Consider the following 14,596-nt stretch of genomic DNA (forward strand, 5'->3'; position numbering starts at 1 on the left):
CCTTTTTTATCGATACCCTGAAGGTATCAGTTGTGAGCTAGATTCGATTTGTAACGCATCGATCAGCGGCCGTACAGTCTTCCCCATAAGAACAAATGCCCTACCAAAGGAAAACTGCGATGAAGACTCTACCCGCGCCTCTGCTCGCCAAAATTTCCTGGCGGCTACTCCCGTTTCTCCTGCTGATGTACATCATGGCCTTCCTCGACCGCGCCAACGTCGGGTTCGCCAAACAAGCCTTTCAAGCCGACACCAATATCAGCGATGCCGCCTTCGCCTTCGGCGCCGGGGTGTTTTTCGTGGGTTACGCGTTGCTTGAAGTGCCGAGCAACCTGATCCTGCACCGCGTCGGCGCCCGCCTGTGGATGTGCCGGATCATGGTCACCTGGGGCCTGGTCTCCGCCGCCATGGTCTTCGCCCACACAGAAACCAGCTTCTACATCCTGCGCTTTCTGCTGGGCGTGGCCGAAGCCGGCTTCTTCCCCGGCGTGATCCTCTACCTCACCTACTGGTTCCCCAGCGCCGTGCGCGGCAAGGCCATGGGTTTCTTCTATTTCGGTGCACCGCTGGCCTTCATCTTTGGCAGCCCGCTGTCCGGCCTGCTGCTGGAGCTGGACGGCTTCGCCGGCTTCCACGGCTGGCAATGGCTGTTTGCCGTTGAAGGCCTGATGGCGACGGCTGTGGGCATCTGGGCCTACTGGTACCTGGACAACCGCCCGGCCGACGCCAAGTGGCTGACCGTCGAGGAACGCCAACAAGTGCAAAGCCTGCTCAATCAGGAAGACAGCCATAAACAGAACCACGGCCGCAGCCTGCTCAACGTGATCTGCCAACCCTCGGTGCTGTACCTGTGCCTGATTTACCTGCTGATCCAGGCCAGCGTCTATGGCGTGGTGTTTTATCTGCCGAGCCAGGTCGGAGGGCTGCTGGGGACCAAGGTCGGGCTGATGGTCGGCCTGGTGACAGCGATCCCCTGGATCTGCGCATTGATCGCCGCCTACCTGATTCCCGGCTACAGCGACCGCACCGGCGAACGCCGCCGCACCGCGTGCCTGACCTTGCTCATGGCCGCCGCCGGGATCGCCTGCTCGGTGACCTTCAGCAACCCGCTGCTGGGGATCATCGCCCTGTGCTTTGCCGCCTCCGGCTTCATCGCCGTGCAACCGGTGTTCTGGACCTTCCCCTCCAGCTACCTCGCCGGCAGCGCCGCCGCGGCCGGGATCGCTCTGATCAACTCGTTCGGCGCTCTCGGTGGCTTCATCGCCCCGGTGCTGAAGAACTGGGCCGAAGGCGCCTTCCACTCACCGGCAGCAGGCTTGTACGTGCTGGCCGCTACCACCGTCATCGCCGCGTTGCTGGTGCTGGGCATACGCGCGCCCGGCCATAAAGCCTCGAACAAACCGGCCACCGTTTAAACCTGAGGAGTCACACCATGGGCATTCCAACCATCAAACACGTCCGCGCTTTCACTCTGCGAGGCGGCGGCGCGGATTATCACGACCAGGCCGACGGCCACTGGATCGACGATCACATTGCCACGCCGATGAGCAAATACCCCGAGTACCGTCAGAGCCGCCGCACCTTCGGCATCAACGTACTCGGCACCCTGGTGGTGGAAATCGAAGCCAGCGACGGCACCGTCGGTTTTGCCGTGACCACCGGTGGCGAACCTGCCGCGTACATCGTCGAGAAACACCTGGCGCGCTTCCTTGAAGGCGTCCGGGTCACCGACATCGAAAAAATCTGGGATCAGATGTACCAGTCGACCCTGTATTACGGGCGCAAGGGCATCGTCATCAACACTATCTCCGGCGTCGACCTGGCGCTGTGGGACTTGCTCGGCAAGATCCGCCAGGAGCCCGTGCATCAGTTGCTCGGCGGTGCGGTGCGCGACGAGTTGCAGTTCTACGCCACCGGCGCCCGTCCGGACCTGGCGCAGAAAATGGGTTTCATCGGCGGCAAGATGCCGCTGCACCACGGCCCCGCCGAAGGTGAAGAAGGCCTGCGCAAGAACCTCGAAGAACTGGCGACCATGCGCGAGCGTGTCGGCCCGGACTTCTGGCTGATGCTCGATTGCTGGATGAGCCTGGACCTCAACTACGCCACCAAACTGGCGGTTGGCGCCCACGAATACGGCTTGAAATGGATCGAAGAAGCCCTGCCGCCGGACGACTACTGGGGCTACGCGGCCCTGCGCAACAACGTGCCCAAAGGCATGCTGGTGACCACCGGCGAACACGAAGCCACGCGCTGGGGTTTCCGCATGCTGTTGGAGATGGGCTGCTGCGACATCATCCAGCCGGATGTCGGCTGGTGCGGCGGGATCACTGAACTGGTGAAGATCTCGGCCCTGGCCGACGCCCACAACGCGCTGGTCATCCCCCACGGCTCTTCGGTATACAGCTACCACTTCGTCGCCACCCGGCATAACAGCCCGTTCGCCGAGTTCCTGATGATGGCGCCGAAGGCCGACGAAGTGGTGCCGATGTTCCACCCGCAATTGCTCGGCGAACCGGTGCCGGTCAATGGCCGCATGCGCCTGTCCGCGCTCGACCAGCCAGGTTTCGGCGTGACCCTCAACCCCGAATGCCAACTGCATCGGCCGTATAACCGCTGAGAAAGGAGTTCGACATGAACATGCCGCACAACGCGTTCAAGGCAGCGCTGAACAGCTCAGGGACCCAATATGGCATCTGGGCCGGGTTCGCCACCGGCTACGCCGCCGAGATCGTCGCCACCACCGGTTACGACTGGATGCTGATCGATGGCGAGCACGCGCCCAACACCGTGCCCGGGGTACTCGCTCAGTTGCAGGCCGTGGCGCCTTACTCGACCGCGCCAGTGGTGCGCGCAGTGAATGGCGATGCCAACCTGATCAAGCAACTGCTGGACATCGGCGCACAGACGCTGATGATCCCGATGGTCGAAACCGCCGCGCAGGCACAGGCACTGGTGCGCGCCATGCGCTACCCGCCCCACGGCATTCGCGGTGTCGGCGGCGGCCTGACCCGCGCCACCCGCTGGGACGACGTGCCGGATTATCTCAATACCGCCCACGAACAACTGTGCCTGATCGTGCAGGTGGAGTCGCGCACCGGCGTGGAAAACGTCGCAGCGATTGCCGCCGTCGAGGGTGTGGATGCGGTGTTTATCGGCCCGGCGGATTTGTCGATCGGCCTGGGCCACGCCGGCAACCCCGGCCATCCGGAAGTCCAGGAGCGGATTCAATACGCCGTGAACGCCACACTGGCAGCCGGCAAGGCCTGCGGCATCCTCGCCCCCAACGAAGAAGACGCCCGCCGCTACCAGCGCTGGGGCTGCCAGTTCATTGCAGTGGCCATCGACATCAGCCTGCTGCGCCAAGGCGCCATGGCCAGCCTCGCCCGCTACCGCGAACCCGCTGCCACTCAAGCGCCGTCACGCACTTACTGATCTGCCAAGGAGTCGCACCATGTCATCCGTGCCTGTTTACGAAAACTTCATCGACGGCCAGTTCGTGGCCAGCGCTGCCCACCTCGATGTGATCAACCCGGCCACCGGCGCCGTGCTGTCGAAAGTCCCGGCCTCGACCGCCGAGGACGTCGAGCGCGCCCTCGCCGCCGCCTGTGCCGCCCAGAAAGGCTGGGCGCGCAAACCGGCCAATGATCGCGCCGGTTACTTGCGCCGGATCGCTGCCAAACTGCGGGAAAACGTCGCGCACCTGGCGCGCACCATCACTCTGGAACAAGGCAAGATCAGCGGGCTGGCGGAAGTCGAAGTCAATTTCACCGCCGACTACCTCGACTACATGGCCGAATGGGCCCGGCGCATCGAAGGTGAAATCATCACCAGCGACCGCCAGAACGAAAACATCTTCCTGTTCCGCAAACCACTGGGCGTGGTGGCCGGGATCCTGCCGTGGAATTTCCCGTTCTTTCTGATCGCTCGCAAGATGGCCCCGGCCCTGCTGACCGGCAACACCATCGTCATCAAGCCCAGTGAAGAAACCCCGAACAACTGCTTCGAATTCGCCCGACTGGTGGCCGAAACCGACCTGCCGCCCGGTGTGTTCAACGTGGTCTGTGGCGACGGGAAGGTCGGCGCCGCCCTGAGTTCGCACAAGGGCGTGGACATGATCAGCTTCACCGGCAGCGTCGACACCGGCTCGCGGATAATGGCCGCCGCCGCGCCGAACATCACCAAGCTCAATCTGGAGCTGGGCGGCAAGGCTCCGGCTATTGTGTTGGCGGATGCAGACCTCGACCTGGCCGTGAGGGCGATCCGCGATTCGCGCATTATCAACAGCGGGCAGGTGTGCAACTGTGCCGAGCGGGTGTATGTCGAACGCAAGGTGGCGGATCAATTTATCGAACGCATCGCGGCAGCAATGAGCGCGACCCGCTATGGCGACCCGATTGCCCAGCCCGACGTGGAGATGGGTCCGCTGATCAACCGCCAGGGGCTGGACAGCGTCAACCGCAAAGTCCGCACCGCGCTGAGCCAGGGCGCAAGCCTGATCAGCGGCGGGCAGATGGCCGACCTGCCCAATGGCTTCCATTTCCAGCCAACGGTGCTGGCGGGTTGCCGCGCGGACATGGAGATCATGCGCGAAGAGATTTTCGGGCCGGTGCTGCCGATCCAGATAATCGACGACCTGGACGAAGCCATCGCCCTGGCCAATGACTGCGACTATGGCCTGACTTCATCGATCTACACCCGCGACCTGAGCAAAACCATGCAGGCCATGCGTGAACTGGATTTTGGCGAAACTTACGTCAATCGCGAGAACTTCGAAGCGATGCAGGGCTTCCACGCCGGCGTGCGTAAATCGGGTATTGGTGGCGCGGATGGCAAGCATGGGCTGTATGAGTACACCCATACTCATGCGGTGTATTTGCAAGGCTGATTGCCGAAAACCAACAACCGAGCAGGAGCGTGCTTGCTCGCTCCTGCAGAATGGGTCGCAAAAACTTAAATCGCAGAAACAAAAAACCCCGGTCTTTCGACCAGGGTCTTTGCTATCGACTCGAAGTAACCAGTGGTTTCTTCGTAGCTCCAAGGCGTTCAGTGGGCCTCGGGGTAGATATGGCGCAGCGGACGGGACTCGAACCCGCGACCCCCGGCGTGACAGGCCGGTATTCTAACCGACTGAACTACCGCTGCGTATCGCTTTGAGCTGACGCTCAAGTAACTTGTCTGATTGAAAGCTCCGAGACTTTTCAATCTCTCTTTCAATCTCGAATCAAGGCATGCCTGACTCGGAAAATATGGCGCAGCGGACGGGACTCGAACCCGCGACCCCCGGCGTGACAGGCCGGTATTCTAACCGACTGAACTACCGCTGCGCGTCGGTGGAGGCATTTCAGCCTACCTCTTGCTTTCGCAAGTATCTCGGAAGTGGTGGGTGATGACGGGATCGAACCGCCGACATTCTGCTTGTAAGGCAGACGCTCTCCCAGCTGAGCTAATCACCCGTTTGCATCTCCGAGGCCGCGAAATTTACGCAGGTAGCGAACCTAAGTCAATAGCAGGATTGAAGTTTTTCTGAAAAAGACAAAATTATGTATGTGCAGCAAGTGCGCTTTCGCGAGCAAGCCCGCTCCCACAGGGGAATGCATTCCAAATGTGGGAGCGGCGGTGCGACGATTCGACTTGCTCGCGAAAGCAGCACATTCAACATCAATCCCGGAGCTTACTCGCTGTAAATCATCTTCTTGGTCATGCCGCCATCGACCACGAATTCCTGGCCGGTGACAAATCCGGCATTCCTCGACAGCAGCCAGGCCACCATCGCCGCGACATCCTCGACCTTCCCCACCCTGCCCGCCGGATGCTGGGCATGATCGGCCTCGGTCAAGGGTTCGGCACGTTGCACCGAGGGGTCGCGCGCATCGATCCAGCCAGGACTGACGGCATTGACCCGGATCTCCGGGCCAAGGCTGATGGCCAACGCATGCGTCAGGGCCAACAAACCGCCCTTGCTCGCCGCATAGGCCTCCGTGTCGGGCTCCGACTGCCCGGCGCGGGTCGAGGCCAGATTGACGATGGCGCCGCTGTGAGCGCGCAGATACGGTGCACAGTGCTTGGCCAGCAACATCGGCCCACTGAGGTTCACCGCCAACACCCGATTCCAGTGAGCCAGGTCGAGGCTTTCCAGGGTGATGTTGTGCGGATCGGCAACCGCTGCATTGCATACCAGCGCATCCAGGCGCCCGAACTGACCGAGCACCTCGGCTACGCCCAGCGCGACTTGCCCCTCGTTGGAGACATCCATGGCGATGAACCAGGCGTTGTCGCCCAGCACTTTCGCCACTTTCGAACCCCGCTCACGGTCCAGATCCGTCAGCACGACTTGCCAGCCTTCGCTGATCAGCCAGGCCGAAATCCCCAGGCCAATGCCCCGCGCAGCACCGGTCACCAGCGCTACGCGGCCATTTGAGCCGGTGGCCGGCGCAGACAACTCGATCACAACGCAGCCAGGCCGCGCGCCAGATCGGCTTGCAGGTCCGCCACATCTTCCAGGCCGACCGCAACGCGGATCAGGCTGTCACGAATGCCCGCCGCTTCACGCTCTTGCGGCGCCAGGCGACCATGGGAGGTGGTGCTCGGATGGGTGATGGTGGTTTTGCTGTCACCCAGGTTGGCGGTGATCGAAATCAGGCGCGTGGCGTCGATAAAGCGCCAGGCGCCCTCTTTGCCGCCCTTGACCTCAAAACTGACGACCGCACCGAACCCCTTCTGCTGGCGCAGCGCCAGTTCGTGCTGCGGATGGCTCTTGAGGCCGGCGTAATGGACTTTCTCGATACCGTCCTGCTGCTCCAGCCACTCGGCCAGTTGTTGGGCGTTGGCGCAATGGGCCTTCATCCGCAGGTTCAAAGTTTCCAGGCCCTTGAGGAAGATCCAGGCGTTGAACGGGCTCAGGGTCGGCCCGGCGGTGCGCAAGAAACCAACCACCTCTTTCATCTGCTCGCCGCGACCGGCCACGACACCGCCCATGCAACGACCCTGGCCGTCGATGAATTTGGTGGCCGAGTGCACGACGATGTCCGCGCCCATTTTCAGCGGCTGTTGCAGCGCCGGGGTGCAGAAGCAGTTATCGACCACCAGCATCGCGCCTTTGGCGTGAGCGATTTTCGCCAGTTCGGCAATGTCCACCAGCTCGGCCAGCGGGTTGGACGGCGATTCGACGAACAGCAATTTGGTGTTGGCCTTGATTGCCGCGTCCCAGCCGGACAAGTCCGCCAAGGGCACGTAATCGACTTCGATACCGAAACGCTTGAAGTACTTCTCGAACAGGCTGATGGTCGAGCCAAATACGCTGCGCGACACCAGCACGTGATCGCCGGCGCTGCACAGGCTCATCACCACCGCCATGATCGCGGCCATGCCGGTCGCGGTGGCCACGGCCTGCTCGGCGCTTTCCAGCGCGGCAATGCGCTCTTCAAAGGCACGCACAGTCGGGTTGGTGTAGCGCGAGTAGACGTTGCCCGGCACTTCGCCGGCAAAACGCGCGGCGGCATCGGCGGCGGTACGGAATACATAGCTGGAAGTGAAGAACATCGGATCACCGTGCTCACCTTCCGGCGTACGGTGCTGACCGGCACGTACGGCCAGGGTATCGAACGCTACGCCTTCGAGGTCGCTGTCCAGCCGACCGGCATCCCAATCCTGACTCATGCTGTCACTCCTTGCCTTGCTCTTGATAGATAAAAGTCTTTTTGCCAGATACAAAACCGGCCCCTCAGGGCCGGTAATTACTCAGTTGTTGTACAGATCGATGATCGCACTGACTGCCTGCGTCTTGACCTTGGAGGCATCGTTGCGTGCCTGCTCGATCTTGTTCAGATAAGCCTCGTCGACGTCGCCGGTGACGTACTGGCCGTCGAACACCGCGCAATCGAACTTGTCGATCTTGATCTTGCCGCCCCCGACCGCTTCGATCAAGTCAGGCAAGTCCTGATAGATCAGCCAGTCGGCACCGATCAGGTCTGCCACGTCCTGGGTCGAACGGTTGTGGGCGATCAGCTCGTGAGCGCTCGGCATGTCGATGCCGTAGACGTTCGGGTAGCGAACCGCTGGCGCCGCGGAGCAGAAGTAAACGTTCTTGGCACCGGCTTCGCGGGCCATCTGGATGATCTGCTTGCAAGTGGTACCGCGAACGATGGAATCGTCCACCAGCATCACGTTCTTGCCGCGGAATTCCAGCTCGATGGCGTTGAGCTTCTGGCGTACGGATTTTTTCCGCGCAGCCTGGCCCGGCATGATGAAGGTCCGGCCGATGTAGCGGTTCTTCACGAAGCCTTCGCGGAACTTCACGCCCAGGTGATTCGCCAGCTCCAGGGCCGCGGTGCGGCTGGTGTCCGGAATCGGGATGACCACGTCGATGTCGTGATCCGGACGCTCGCGCAGGATCTTCTCGGCGAGTTTCTCGCCCATGCGCAGACGGGCCTTGTAGACCGAAACGCCGTCGATGATCGAGTCCGGACGCGCCAGGTAGACGTGTTCGAAGATGCACGGGGTCAGGGACGGGTTGGTCGCGCACTGACGGGTGTACAGCTTGCCCTCTTCAGTGATGTAGACCGCTTCGCCCGGAGCCAGGTCGCGAATCAGGGTGAAGCCGAGTACGTCCAGGGAAACGCTTTCCGAGGCGATCATGTACTCGACGCCTTCGTCGGTGTGACGCTGGCCGAAAACGATCGGGCGGATGCCGTGCGGGTCGCGAAAGCCCACGATGCCGTAGCCGGTGATCATTGCTACGACGGCATAACCACCGACGCAACGGTTGTGCACGTCGGTGACGGCGGCGAAAACGTCTTCTTCGGTCGGCTGCAACTTGCCGCGCTGGGCCAGTTCGTGCGCGAACACGTTGAGCAGTACTTCCGAATCGGAACTGGTGTTGACGTGGCGCAGGTCAGATTCGTAAATCTCCTTGGCCAGTTGTTCAACATTGGTCAGGTTACCGTTGTGCGCCAGGGTGATGCCGTAAGGCGAGTTGACGTAAAACGGTTGAGCTTCAGCCGACGTCGAGCTGCCCGCGGTTGGATAACGCACATGGCCAATACCCATGTGACCGACCAGGCGCTGCATGTGACGTTGCTGGAACACGTCACGCACCAGGCCGTTGTCCTTGCGCAGGAATAACCGGCCATCATGGCTGGTCACGATACCGGCAGCGTCCTGGCCGCGGTGCTGGAGGACGGTTAGCGCGTCATACAGCGCCTGATTGACGTTCGACTTACCGACGATACCGACGATGCCACACATGCGACGCAACCCCTACTTAATGGATCTGAACTGAGCACTACTCACTGAGGCGTTTTGGCCATCGGCAAGAGTTGCTCCTTGAACGGAATATCAGCGGGTACGCTGATTCCGCTGGCAAGCCACTGACTGCTCCACCCGAGGATCAGGTTTTTGGACCAGTCTGCAACCAATAGAAATTTTGGCACGAGCTGTGACTCTTTCCACCACCCGTCCTGCTGTACCGGCCCCAGGCTCAACAGCCCGACGGCGATAACCACCAGCAACCCGCCACGCGCGGCGCCGAAGGCCATGCCGAGGAATCGGTCGGTCCCGGAGAGCCCGGTGACGCGAACCAGTTCGCCGATAAGATAATTGATCATTGCGCCTACGATTAAAGTGGCGACAAACATGATGGCACAGCCCGTTATTATACGTGCCGATGGCGTTTGAATGTACCCGCCGAGGTACTCGGACAGTGAGCCACCGAACATCCAGGCTACGACTCCTGCGATGATCCAGGTCAACAGCGACAGTGCTTCCTTGACGAAGCCGCGGCTCAGACTGATCAATGCGGAGATGGCGACGATTGCAACGATCGCCCAGTCAACCCAGGTAAATGGCACAGTGCAGCCTACAGACGGATAAGGCGGCGCATTTTAGCAGAGCCCATGCTTATCGGTAAGCTGCGATTGTCAGTGCATTTCATATCGGGGCGATAGTTTTAGCCACGTTCCGGTTGAAAGCGCACCACAAACCCCTTGAGGTTCTGCTGGCGGTTGAGCAAGTCACGCAGCCGGTCGGCTTCGGCACGCTCGATCAGCGGCCCGACAAACACCCGGTTTTTGCCGTCGGCGGTACGGATGTAGGCGTTGTAACCCTGGCTGCGCAGGGTTTTCTGAAGTTTTTCCGCGCTTTCACGGTTCGACAGGCTGGCCAGTTGCACCGACCAGCTGACAGACAAACCATTGGCATCGACACGGCTTTGCGTGGTGTCCGGCTTGCCCGGTGCCGCGGTGATCGGCTGGGCAGGCGCCGTTGCAGGCTTAGCCGCCAAAGCCGGGACCGGCGCGGGTGCAGCCGGCTTGGCTGCTGGCGCTGGAACCGCAGGCGCTGGAGCCACCGGAACAGCTGGCACCGCCGATTCCTGCTGGGCGATTTCGTCATCGCTCGGCACGGGCTCCTGAGGCAGGGCTTGCGGCTCAGGCACCGCCACGGGCTCGACCTGCACCTGGGGCATCGCCGGCGCCTGCGGAGCCGCGGGCGCTTCGACCGTCACCTGGCGCTGTTCGTCCTGGCGGGAAAACAGCATCGGCAGAAAAATCACCGCCAGCGCGACCAACACCAGGGCGCCAACCATGCGCTGCTTGTATGCCTTATCCAGCAATGCCATTTGCCGCTTCCTCCGTGGAGCGCCGGGCCAGCCATTCAAGGGCCTCGGCGACACAATAAAATGATCCGAACAACAGGATTTCGTCGTCGCTCGTGGCCTGAGCGCACTGCCCTTCCAGGGCGGCCGCGACACTGTCGTATGACGTGACCGACGCACCAAGACCTTGCAACGCGGCGTGCAAATCCGCAACCGAACGCGCCCGAGGCGAATCCAGAGGTGCGACAGCCCAGTGCTGGACACTAGCATTCAATTCGCCGACAACACCACCCAGGTCTTTGTCCGCCAGCAACCCGAACACCGCCAGACGCTTGCCGATCGGCGGACGGCTGGCCAGGCGACGAGCCAGATACTCCGCCGCATGGGGGTTATGCCCCACATCCAGCAATAGATTCAAGCGCTTGCCTTGCCACTCGAACTCACGGCGATCCAGGCGACCGACCACCCGGGTGGCCCGTAGCGCCTCGATAATCTGCGCATCTGCCCAAGGCAAGCCGAGCAGCAGGTAAGCCTGCAACGCCAGCGCGGCGTTTTCCATCGGTAGATCGAGCAGTGGCAGGTCGCGCAGCTCCACCACGCGCCCTTGCCCATCGACACCGCGCCATTGCCAGTTGTGATCGGTCACACCGAGGTCAAAATCGCGCCCACGCAGGAAAAACGGGCAATTAAGCTCGCGCGCCTTGTCCAGCAGAGGTTGTGGAGGATTCAGATCGCCGCAGAGCGCAGGCGCGCCCTGACGGAAAATACCGGCCTTCTCAAAGGCCACGGACTCCCGGGTATCACCGAGGTAATCCGCATGATCGACACCGATACTGGTGACCAGCGCCATGTCGGCGTCCACCACGTTGACCGTGTCCAGGCGACCGCCCAGACCGACTTCCAGCACCACTGCATCGAGCCCGGAGCGCTGGAACAGCCAGAATGCCGCCAGGGTGCCCATTTCGAAGTAAGTCAGGGAAGTGTCGCCGCGCCCGGCCTCTACCGCGGCAAAGGCCTCGCACAGCTCGGTATCCGTGGCTTCGACGCCATTGACTGTTACCCGCTCGTTGTAACGCAGCAGGTGTGGGGAGTTGTAGACCCCCACTTTCAAGCCCTGGGCCCGCAGCAAGGACGCCACGAACGCACAGGTGGAACCCTTGCCGTTGGTCCCGGTGACCGTGATCACCCGAGGCGCCGGCTTGCCCAGTCCCATACGGGACGCTACCTGCTGCGATCGCTCCAGGCCCATGTCGATGGCCGAAGGGTGCAACTGTTCAAGGTAGGCGAGCCATTCGCCAAGGGTACGTTGGGTCATAGGCTGGCGGGTACCGGTGGAACCACGATCGGCTCGATAGGGGCAGCAACGAACTTCGGCGTCGGCAGGCCCATCATTTGCGCCAGCAGGTTGCCCAGACGCGGACGCAGTTCCTGACGGTCGATGATCATGTCGATGGCACCGTGCTCCAGCAGGAACTCGCTGCGCTGGAAGCCTTCCGGCAGTTTTTCGCGCACGGTTTGCTCGATCACACGCGGACCGGCAAAACCGATCAACGCCTTCGGCTCGCCGACAATCACGTCGCCGAGCATCGCCAGACTGGCGGAAACGCCGCCGTAGACCGGATCGGTCAACACGGAGATGAACGGGATGCCTTCTTCACGCAGACGGGCCAGCACCGCGGAGGTCTTGGCCATTTGCATCAGGGAAATCAGCGCTTCCTGCATCCGCGCACCGCCGGAAGCGGCGAAGCAGATCATCGGGCAACGTTTTTCCAGGGCGTAGTTGGCGGCGCGAACGAAACGCTCACCGACGATGGCGCCCATCGAACCGCCCATGAAGGAAAATTCGAACGCCGAAACCACGACCGGCATGCCCAGCAAAGTGCCGCTCATGGAAACCAGTGCGTCTTTTTCGCCAGTCTGCTTTTGTGCAGCGGTCAGGCGGTCCTTGTACTTCTTGCCGTCGCGGAATTTCAGACGGTCAACCGGTTCCAGGTCTGCACCCAGCTCGGCACGGCCTTCAACATCGAGGAAGATGTCGATACGGGCGCGGGCGCCGATACGCATGTGATGGTTGCACTTGGGGCAAACGTCCAGGGTCTTTTCCAGCTCCGGACGATACAGCACAGCCTCGCAAGACGGGCATTTGTGCCAAAGACCTTCAGGCACCGAGCTCTTCTTGACCTCGGAACGCATGATCGAAGGGATCAGTTTGTCTACTAACCAGTTGCTCATGCTTTCTTTCTCCAGTACCGGCGGCCCGAACGCTCTGGTTCGCGGCCCCGTGTATGCCCTAGCGCTAAATTCATGTGTGCGGCGATGATCAGTGAATGGCCGGGTCAGCGAAACGTGACCTGCGTACCACCCCATAACCCTCAGCCGTTTTGTACAGTGCAGTGGACGGCGGCAGACTGCCAGCCGTCACATCAACGGGTGCTACCGCGTACCGCTTTGATAAATGCCTGAATCTTTGCGTGATCCTTGATGCCCTTGCTCGCCTCAACCCCGCCGCTGACATCCACGGCATAAGGCCGAACGCGGGCAATCGCTTCGGCGACGTTATCCGGCGTCAGACCGCCCGCCAGAATGACCGGCTTGCTCAGGCCTTGCGGTATCAGTGACCAGTCAAACGCCTCCCCGGTTCCTCCGGGAACGCCTTCGACATAGGTATCGAGCAAGATTCCGCTGGCACTGGCATAAGCATCACAGGCCGCGGCGATGTCATCACCCGCCTTGACCCGTAGCGCCTTGATGTACGGCCGGTGCCAGCCTTCGCATTCAGCGGCGGTTTCGTCGCCATGGAACTGCAGAAGGTCCAGCGGCACGGCGTCGAGGATTTCCCCCAGCTCGCAACGGCTGGCATTGACGAACAAGCCCACGGTGGTCACGAACGGCGGCAGCGCCTTGATGATCGAGCGCGCCTGCTGGACCGTCACCGCACGGGGGCTTTTGGCGTAGAACACGAATCCGATGGCATCCGCCCCGGCCTCGACGGCTGCCAACGCATCCTCTATGCGGGTAATCCCACAGATCTTGCTGCGAACGGCTGACATGTCGATACAACTCCAAGACAAATCCGGGAAAGTCCCGGATGGTAACAAAAGCGTTCGAGGGCGTCAGCCGCCAAGTTCCGAGAAGCCGGTCAGGAAGTGCGGACCGATGTAGCGCTCGGGCAACTCGAACTCGTCACGGTACTCGACCTGAACCAGATACAAGCCGAATGGATGCGCGGTCACGCCACCGGTCCGTCGAATCCGGCTCTCCAGCACCTCTTTCATCCACTCCACCGGACGCTCTCCGGCGCCAATGGTCATCAGCACACCGGCAATGTTGCGCACCATATGATGCAGGAAGGCGCTGGCGCGAATATCCAGCACGATCATCTTGCCGTGACGGGTAACGCGCAGGTGATGCAATTCCTTGATCGGCGACTTGGCCTGGCACTGACCGGCGCGAAAAGCACTGAAATCATGGATGCCGAGCAGGTACTGGGCGGCCTCGGCCATGCGCTCGACGTCCAGCGGACGGTGGTTCCAGGTCACCTCTTCGTTCAAGTGCGCCGGGCGGATCTGATCGTTGTAGATCACGTAGCGATAACGCCGGGCAATGGCCTTGAACCGCGCATGGAAATGCGCCGGCATGACCTTGGCCCAACTGACACTGACGTCATGGGGCAAGTTGATGTTGGCGCCCATGGTCCAGGCCTTCATCGAGCGCTCGACCTGAGTGTCGAAATGCACCACCTGTCCGCAGGCATGCACCCCGGCGTCGGTACGCCCGGCGCACATCAGCGAAACGGGCGAGTCGGCGACTTTGGACAAGGCGTTTTCGAGGGTTTCCTGCACGGTGAGCACCCCGGACGCCTGGCGCTGCCAGCCGCGGTAGCGCGAGCCTTTGTATTCGACGCCCAGCGCGATCCGGAAAAAGCCGTCGGCTGCCATTTCGGCGGCCGGGTTATCTATATTTGCCAAGGAGGGACAGCCTGATGATGTACCAAAGGCGGGCATTATA

13 protein-coding genes and 3 tRNA genes are annotated in these 14,596 nt (G+C 61.6%); 4 read left to right on the top strand and 12 right to left on the bottom strand.

Features of this window, described 5'->3' with window-relative positions; translation table 11 throughout:
* Positions 1 to 119: 119 nt before the first annotated feature.
* From J4D25_RS05285 to aldA, 4 genes are read left to right on the top strand one after another with little or no spacing between them, the layout of a single operon-like run.
* A complete protein-coding gene (locus J4D25_RS05285; RefSeq protein WP_057715563.1) occupies positions 120 to 1,415 on the top strand; it encodes an MFS transporter in 1,296 nt (431 codons plus the stop codon).
* Positions 1,416 to 1,432: 17 nt separating this feature from the next.
* Positions 1,433 to 2,617 carry an L-rhamnonate dehydratase gene (rhmD, locus tag J4D25_RS05290; protein WP_057715564.1) on the top strand — a complete coding sequence of 395 codons (1,185 nt, stop codon included), beginning with the start codon at positions 1,433 to 1,435 and terminating at the stop codon, positions 2,615 to 2,617.
* A gap of 14 nt (positions 2,618 to 2,631) precedes the next feature.
* Entirely contained in the window at positions 2,632 to 3,432 is an 801-nt protein-coding gene (locus J4D25_RS05295) for an aldolase/citrate lyase family protein (protein WP_057715565.1), read from the top strand.
* Between the two features lie 19 nt (positions 3,433 to 3,451).
* Positions 3,452 to 4,885: an aldehyde dehydrogenase gene (aldA, locus tag J4D25_RS05300; RefSeq protein WP_057715566.1), complete on the top strand. Its 1,434-nt coding sequence runs from the start codon at positions 3,452 to 3,454 to the stop codon at positions 4,883 to 4,885.
* Positions 4,886 to 5,065: 180 nt separating this feature from the next.
* Here aldA and J4D25_RS05305 read toward each other — a convergent pair.
* The 12 genes from J4D25_RS05305 to truA form a co-directional block, all read right to left on the bottom strand.
* Positions 5,066 to 5,142 (bottom strand) — tRNA-Asp (locus J4D25_RS05305).
* Positions 5,143 to 5,247: 105 nt separating this feature from the next.
* Positions 5,248 to 5,324 (bottom strand) — tRNA-Asp (locus J4D25_RS05310).
* A 53-nt stretch (positions 5,325 to 5,377) separates the two neighbouring features.
* Positions 5,378 to 5,453, bottom strand: a tRNA-Val gene (locus J4D25_RS05315).
* Between the two features lie 218 nt (positions 5,454 to 5,671).
* Positions 5,672 to 6,448 carry an SDR family oxidoreductase gene (locus J4D25_RS05320; RefSeq protein WP_057715567.1) on the bottom strand — a complete coding sequence of 259 codons (777 nt, stop codon included), beginning with the start codon at positions 6,446 to 6,448 and terminating at the stop codon, positions 5,672 to 5,674.
* Positions 6,445 to 7,656 (bottom strand): O-succinylhomoserine sulfhydrylase, encoded by a 1,212-nt coding sequence (locus tag J4D25_RS05325; protein WP_057715568.1) that lies wholly within the window; start codon positions 7,654 to 7,656, stop codon positions 6,445 to 6,447. The genes J4D25_RS05320 and J4D25_RS05325 overlap by 4 nt, the downstream gene beginning before the upstream one ends.
* A gap of 81 nt (positions 7,657 to 7,737) precedes the next feature.
* Positions 7,738 to 9,243, bottom strand: a complete 1,506-nt coding sequence (gene purF, locus J4D25_RS05330) for an amidophosphoribosyltransferase (RefSeq protein ID WP_007975670.1) — start codon at positions 9,241 to 9,243, stop codon at positions 7,738 to 7,740.
* A gap of 41 nt (positions 9,244 to 9,284) precedes the next feature.
* Complete coding sequence (locus J4D25_RS05335; RefSeq protein WP_007975669.1) at positions 9,285 to 9,845, bottom strand: CvpA family protein; 561 nt, start codon at positions 9,843 to 9,845, stop codon at positions 9,285 to 9,287.
* A gap of 98 nt (positions 9,846 to 9,943) precedes the next feature.
* Positions 9,944 to 10,612 (bottom strand): SPOR domain-containing protein, encoded by a 669-nt coding sequence (locus J4D25_RS05340; protein ID WP_057715569.1) that lies wholly within the window; start codon positions 10,610 to 10,612, stop codon positions 9,944 to 9,946.
* Positions 10,596 to 11,903 carry a bifunctional tetrahydrofolate synthase/dihydrofolate synthase gene (gene folC, locus J4D25_RS05345; protein WP_057715570.1) on the bottom strand — a complete coding sequence of 436 codons (1,308 nt, stop codon included), beginning with the start codon at positions 11,901 to 11,903 and terminating at the stop codon, positions 10,596 to 10,598. Before folC ends, J4D25_RS05340 begins: the two co-directional genes overlap by 17 nt.
* Complete coding sequence (accD, locus tag J4D25_RS05350; RefSeq protein WP_008047319.1) at positions 11,900 to 12,820, bottom strand: acetyl-CoA carboxylase, carboxyltransferase subunit beta; 921 nt, start codon at positions 12,818 to 12,820, stop codon at positions 11,900 to 11,902. The genes folC and accD overlap by 4 nt, the downstream gene beginning before the upstream one ends.
* Before the next feature lie 191 nt (positions 12,821 to 13,011).
* On the bottom strand, positions 13,012 to 13,638 hold the full coding sequence (locus tag J4D25_RS05355; protein WP_057715571.1) for a phosphoribosylanthranilate isomerase: 627 nt from the start codon (positions 13,636 to 13,638) through the stop codon (positions 13,012 to 13,014).
* A 63-nt stretch (positions 13,639 to 13,701) separates the two neighbouring features.
* The gene (truA, locus tag J4D25_RS05360) at positions 13,702 to 14,526 is read right to left on the bottom strand and encodes a tRNA pseudouridine(38-40) synthase TruA (RefSeq protein ID WP_057715572.1); all 825 of its coding nucleotides are present in this window, start codon (positions 14,524 to 14,526) and stop codon (positions 13,702 to 13,704) included.
* Positions 14,527 to 14,596 lie beyond the last annotated feature (70 nt).

Source organism: Pseudomonas sp. GW456-L13 (assembly GCF_017350115.1).
Taxonomy (GTDB): domain Bacteria; phylum Pseudomonadota; class Gammaproteobacteria; order Pseudomonadales; family Pseudomonadaceae; genus Aquipseudomonas; species Aquipseudomonas jessenii.

Excerpts from the sequence above, each read along its gene's own strand:
- J4D25_RS05355 (WP_057715571.1), bottom strand. The coding sequence starts at position 13,638 with ATGTCAGCCGTTCGCAGCAAGATCTGTGGGATTACCCGCATAGAGGAT.
- J4D25_RS05285 (WP_057715563.1), top strand. The coding sequence starts at position 120 with ATGAAGACTCTACCCGCGCCTCTGCTCGCCAAAATTTCCTGGCGGCTA.
- accD (WP_008047319.1), bottom strand. The coding sequence starts at position 12,820 with ATGAGCAACTGGTTAGTAGACAAACTGATCCCTTCGATCATGCGTTCC.
- folC (WP_057715570.1), bottom strand. The coding sequence starts at position 11,903 with ATGACCCAACGTACCCTTGGCGAATGGCTCGCCTACCTTGAACAGTTG.
- J4D25_RS05340 (WP_057715569.1), bottom strand. The coding sequence starts at position 10,612 with ATGGCATTGCTGGATAAGGCATACAAGCAGCGCATGGTTGGCGCCCTG.
- J4D25_RS05325 (WP_057715568.1), bottom strand. The coding sequence starts at position 7,656 with ATGAGTCAGGATTGGGATGCCGGTCGGCTGGACAGCGACCTCGAAGGC.
- rhmD (WP_057715564.1), top strand. The coding sequence starts at position 1,433 with ATGGGCATTCCAACCATCAAACACGTCCGCGCTTTCACTCTGCGAGGC.
- truA (WP_057715572.1), bottom strand. The coding sequence starts at position 14,526 with ATGGCAGCCGACGGCTTTTTCCGGATCGCGCTGGGCGTCGAATACAAA.
- purF (WP_007975670.1), bottom strand. The coding sequence starts at position 9,243 with ATGTGTGGCATCGTCGGTATCGTCGGTAAGTCGAACGTCAATCAGGCG.
- J4D25_RS05295 (WP_057715565.1), top strand. The coding sequence starts at position 2,632 with ATGAACATGCCGCACAACGCGTTCAAGGCAGCGCTGAACAGCTCAGGG.
- aldA (WP_057715566.1), top strand. The coding sequence starts at position 3,452 with ATGTCATCCGTGCCTGTTTACGAAAACTTCATCGACGGCCAGTTCGTG.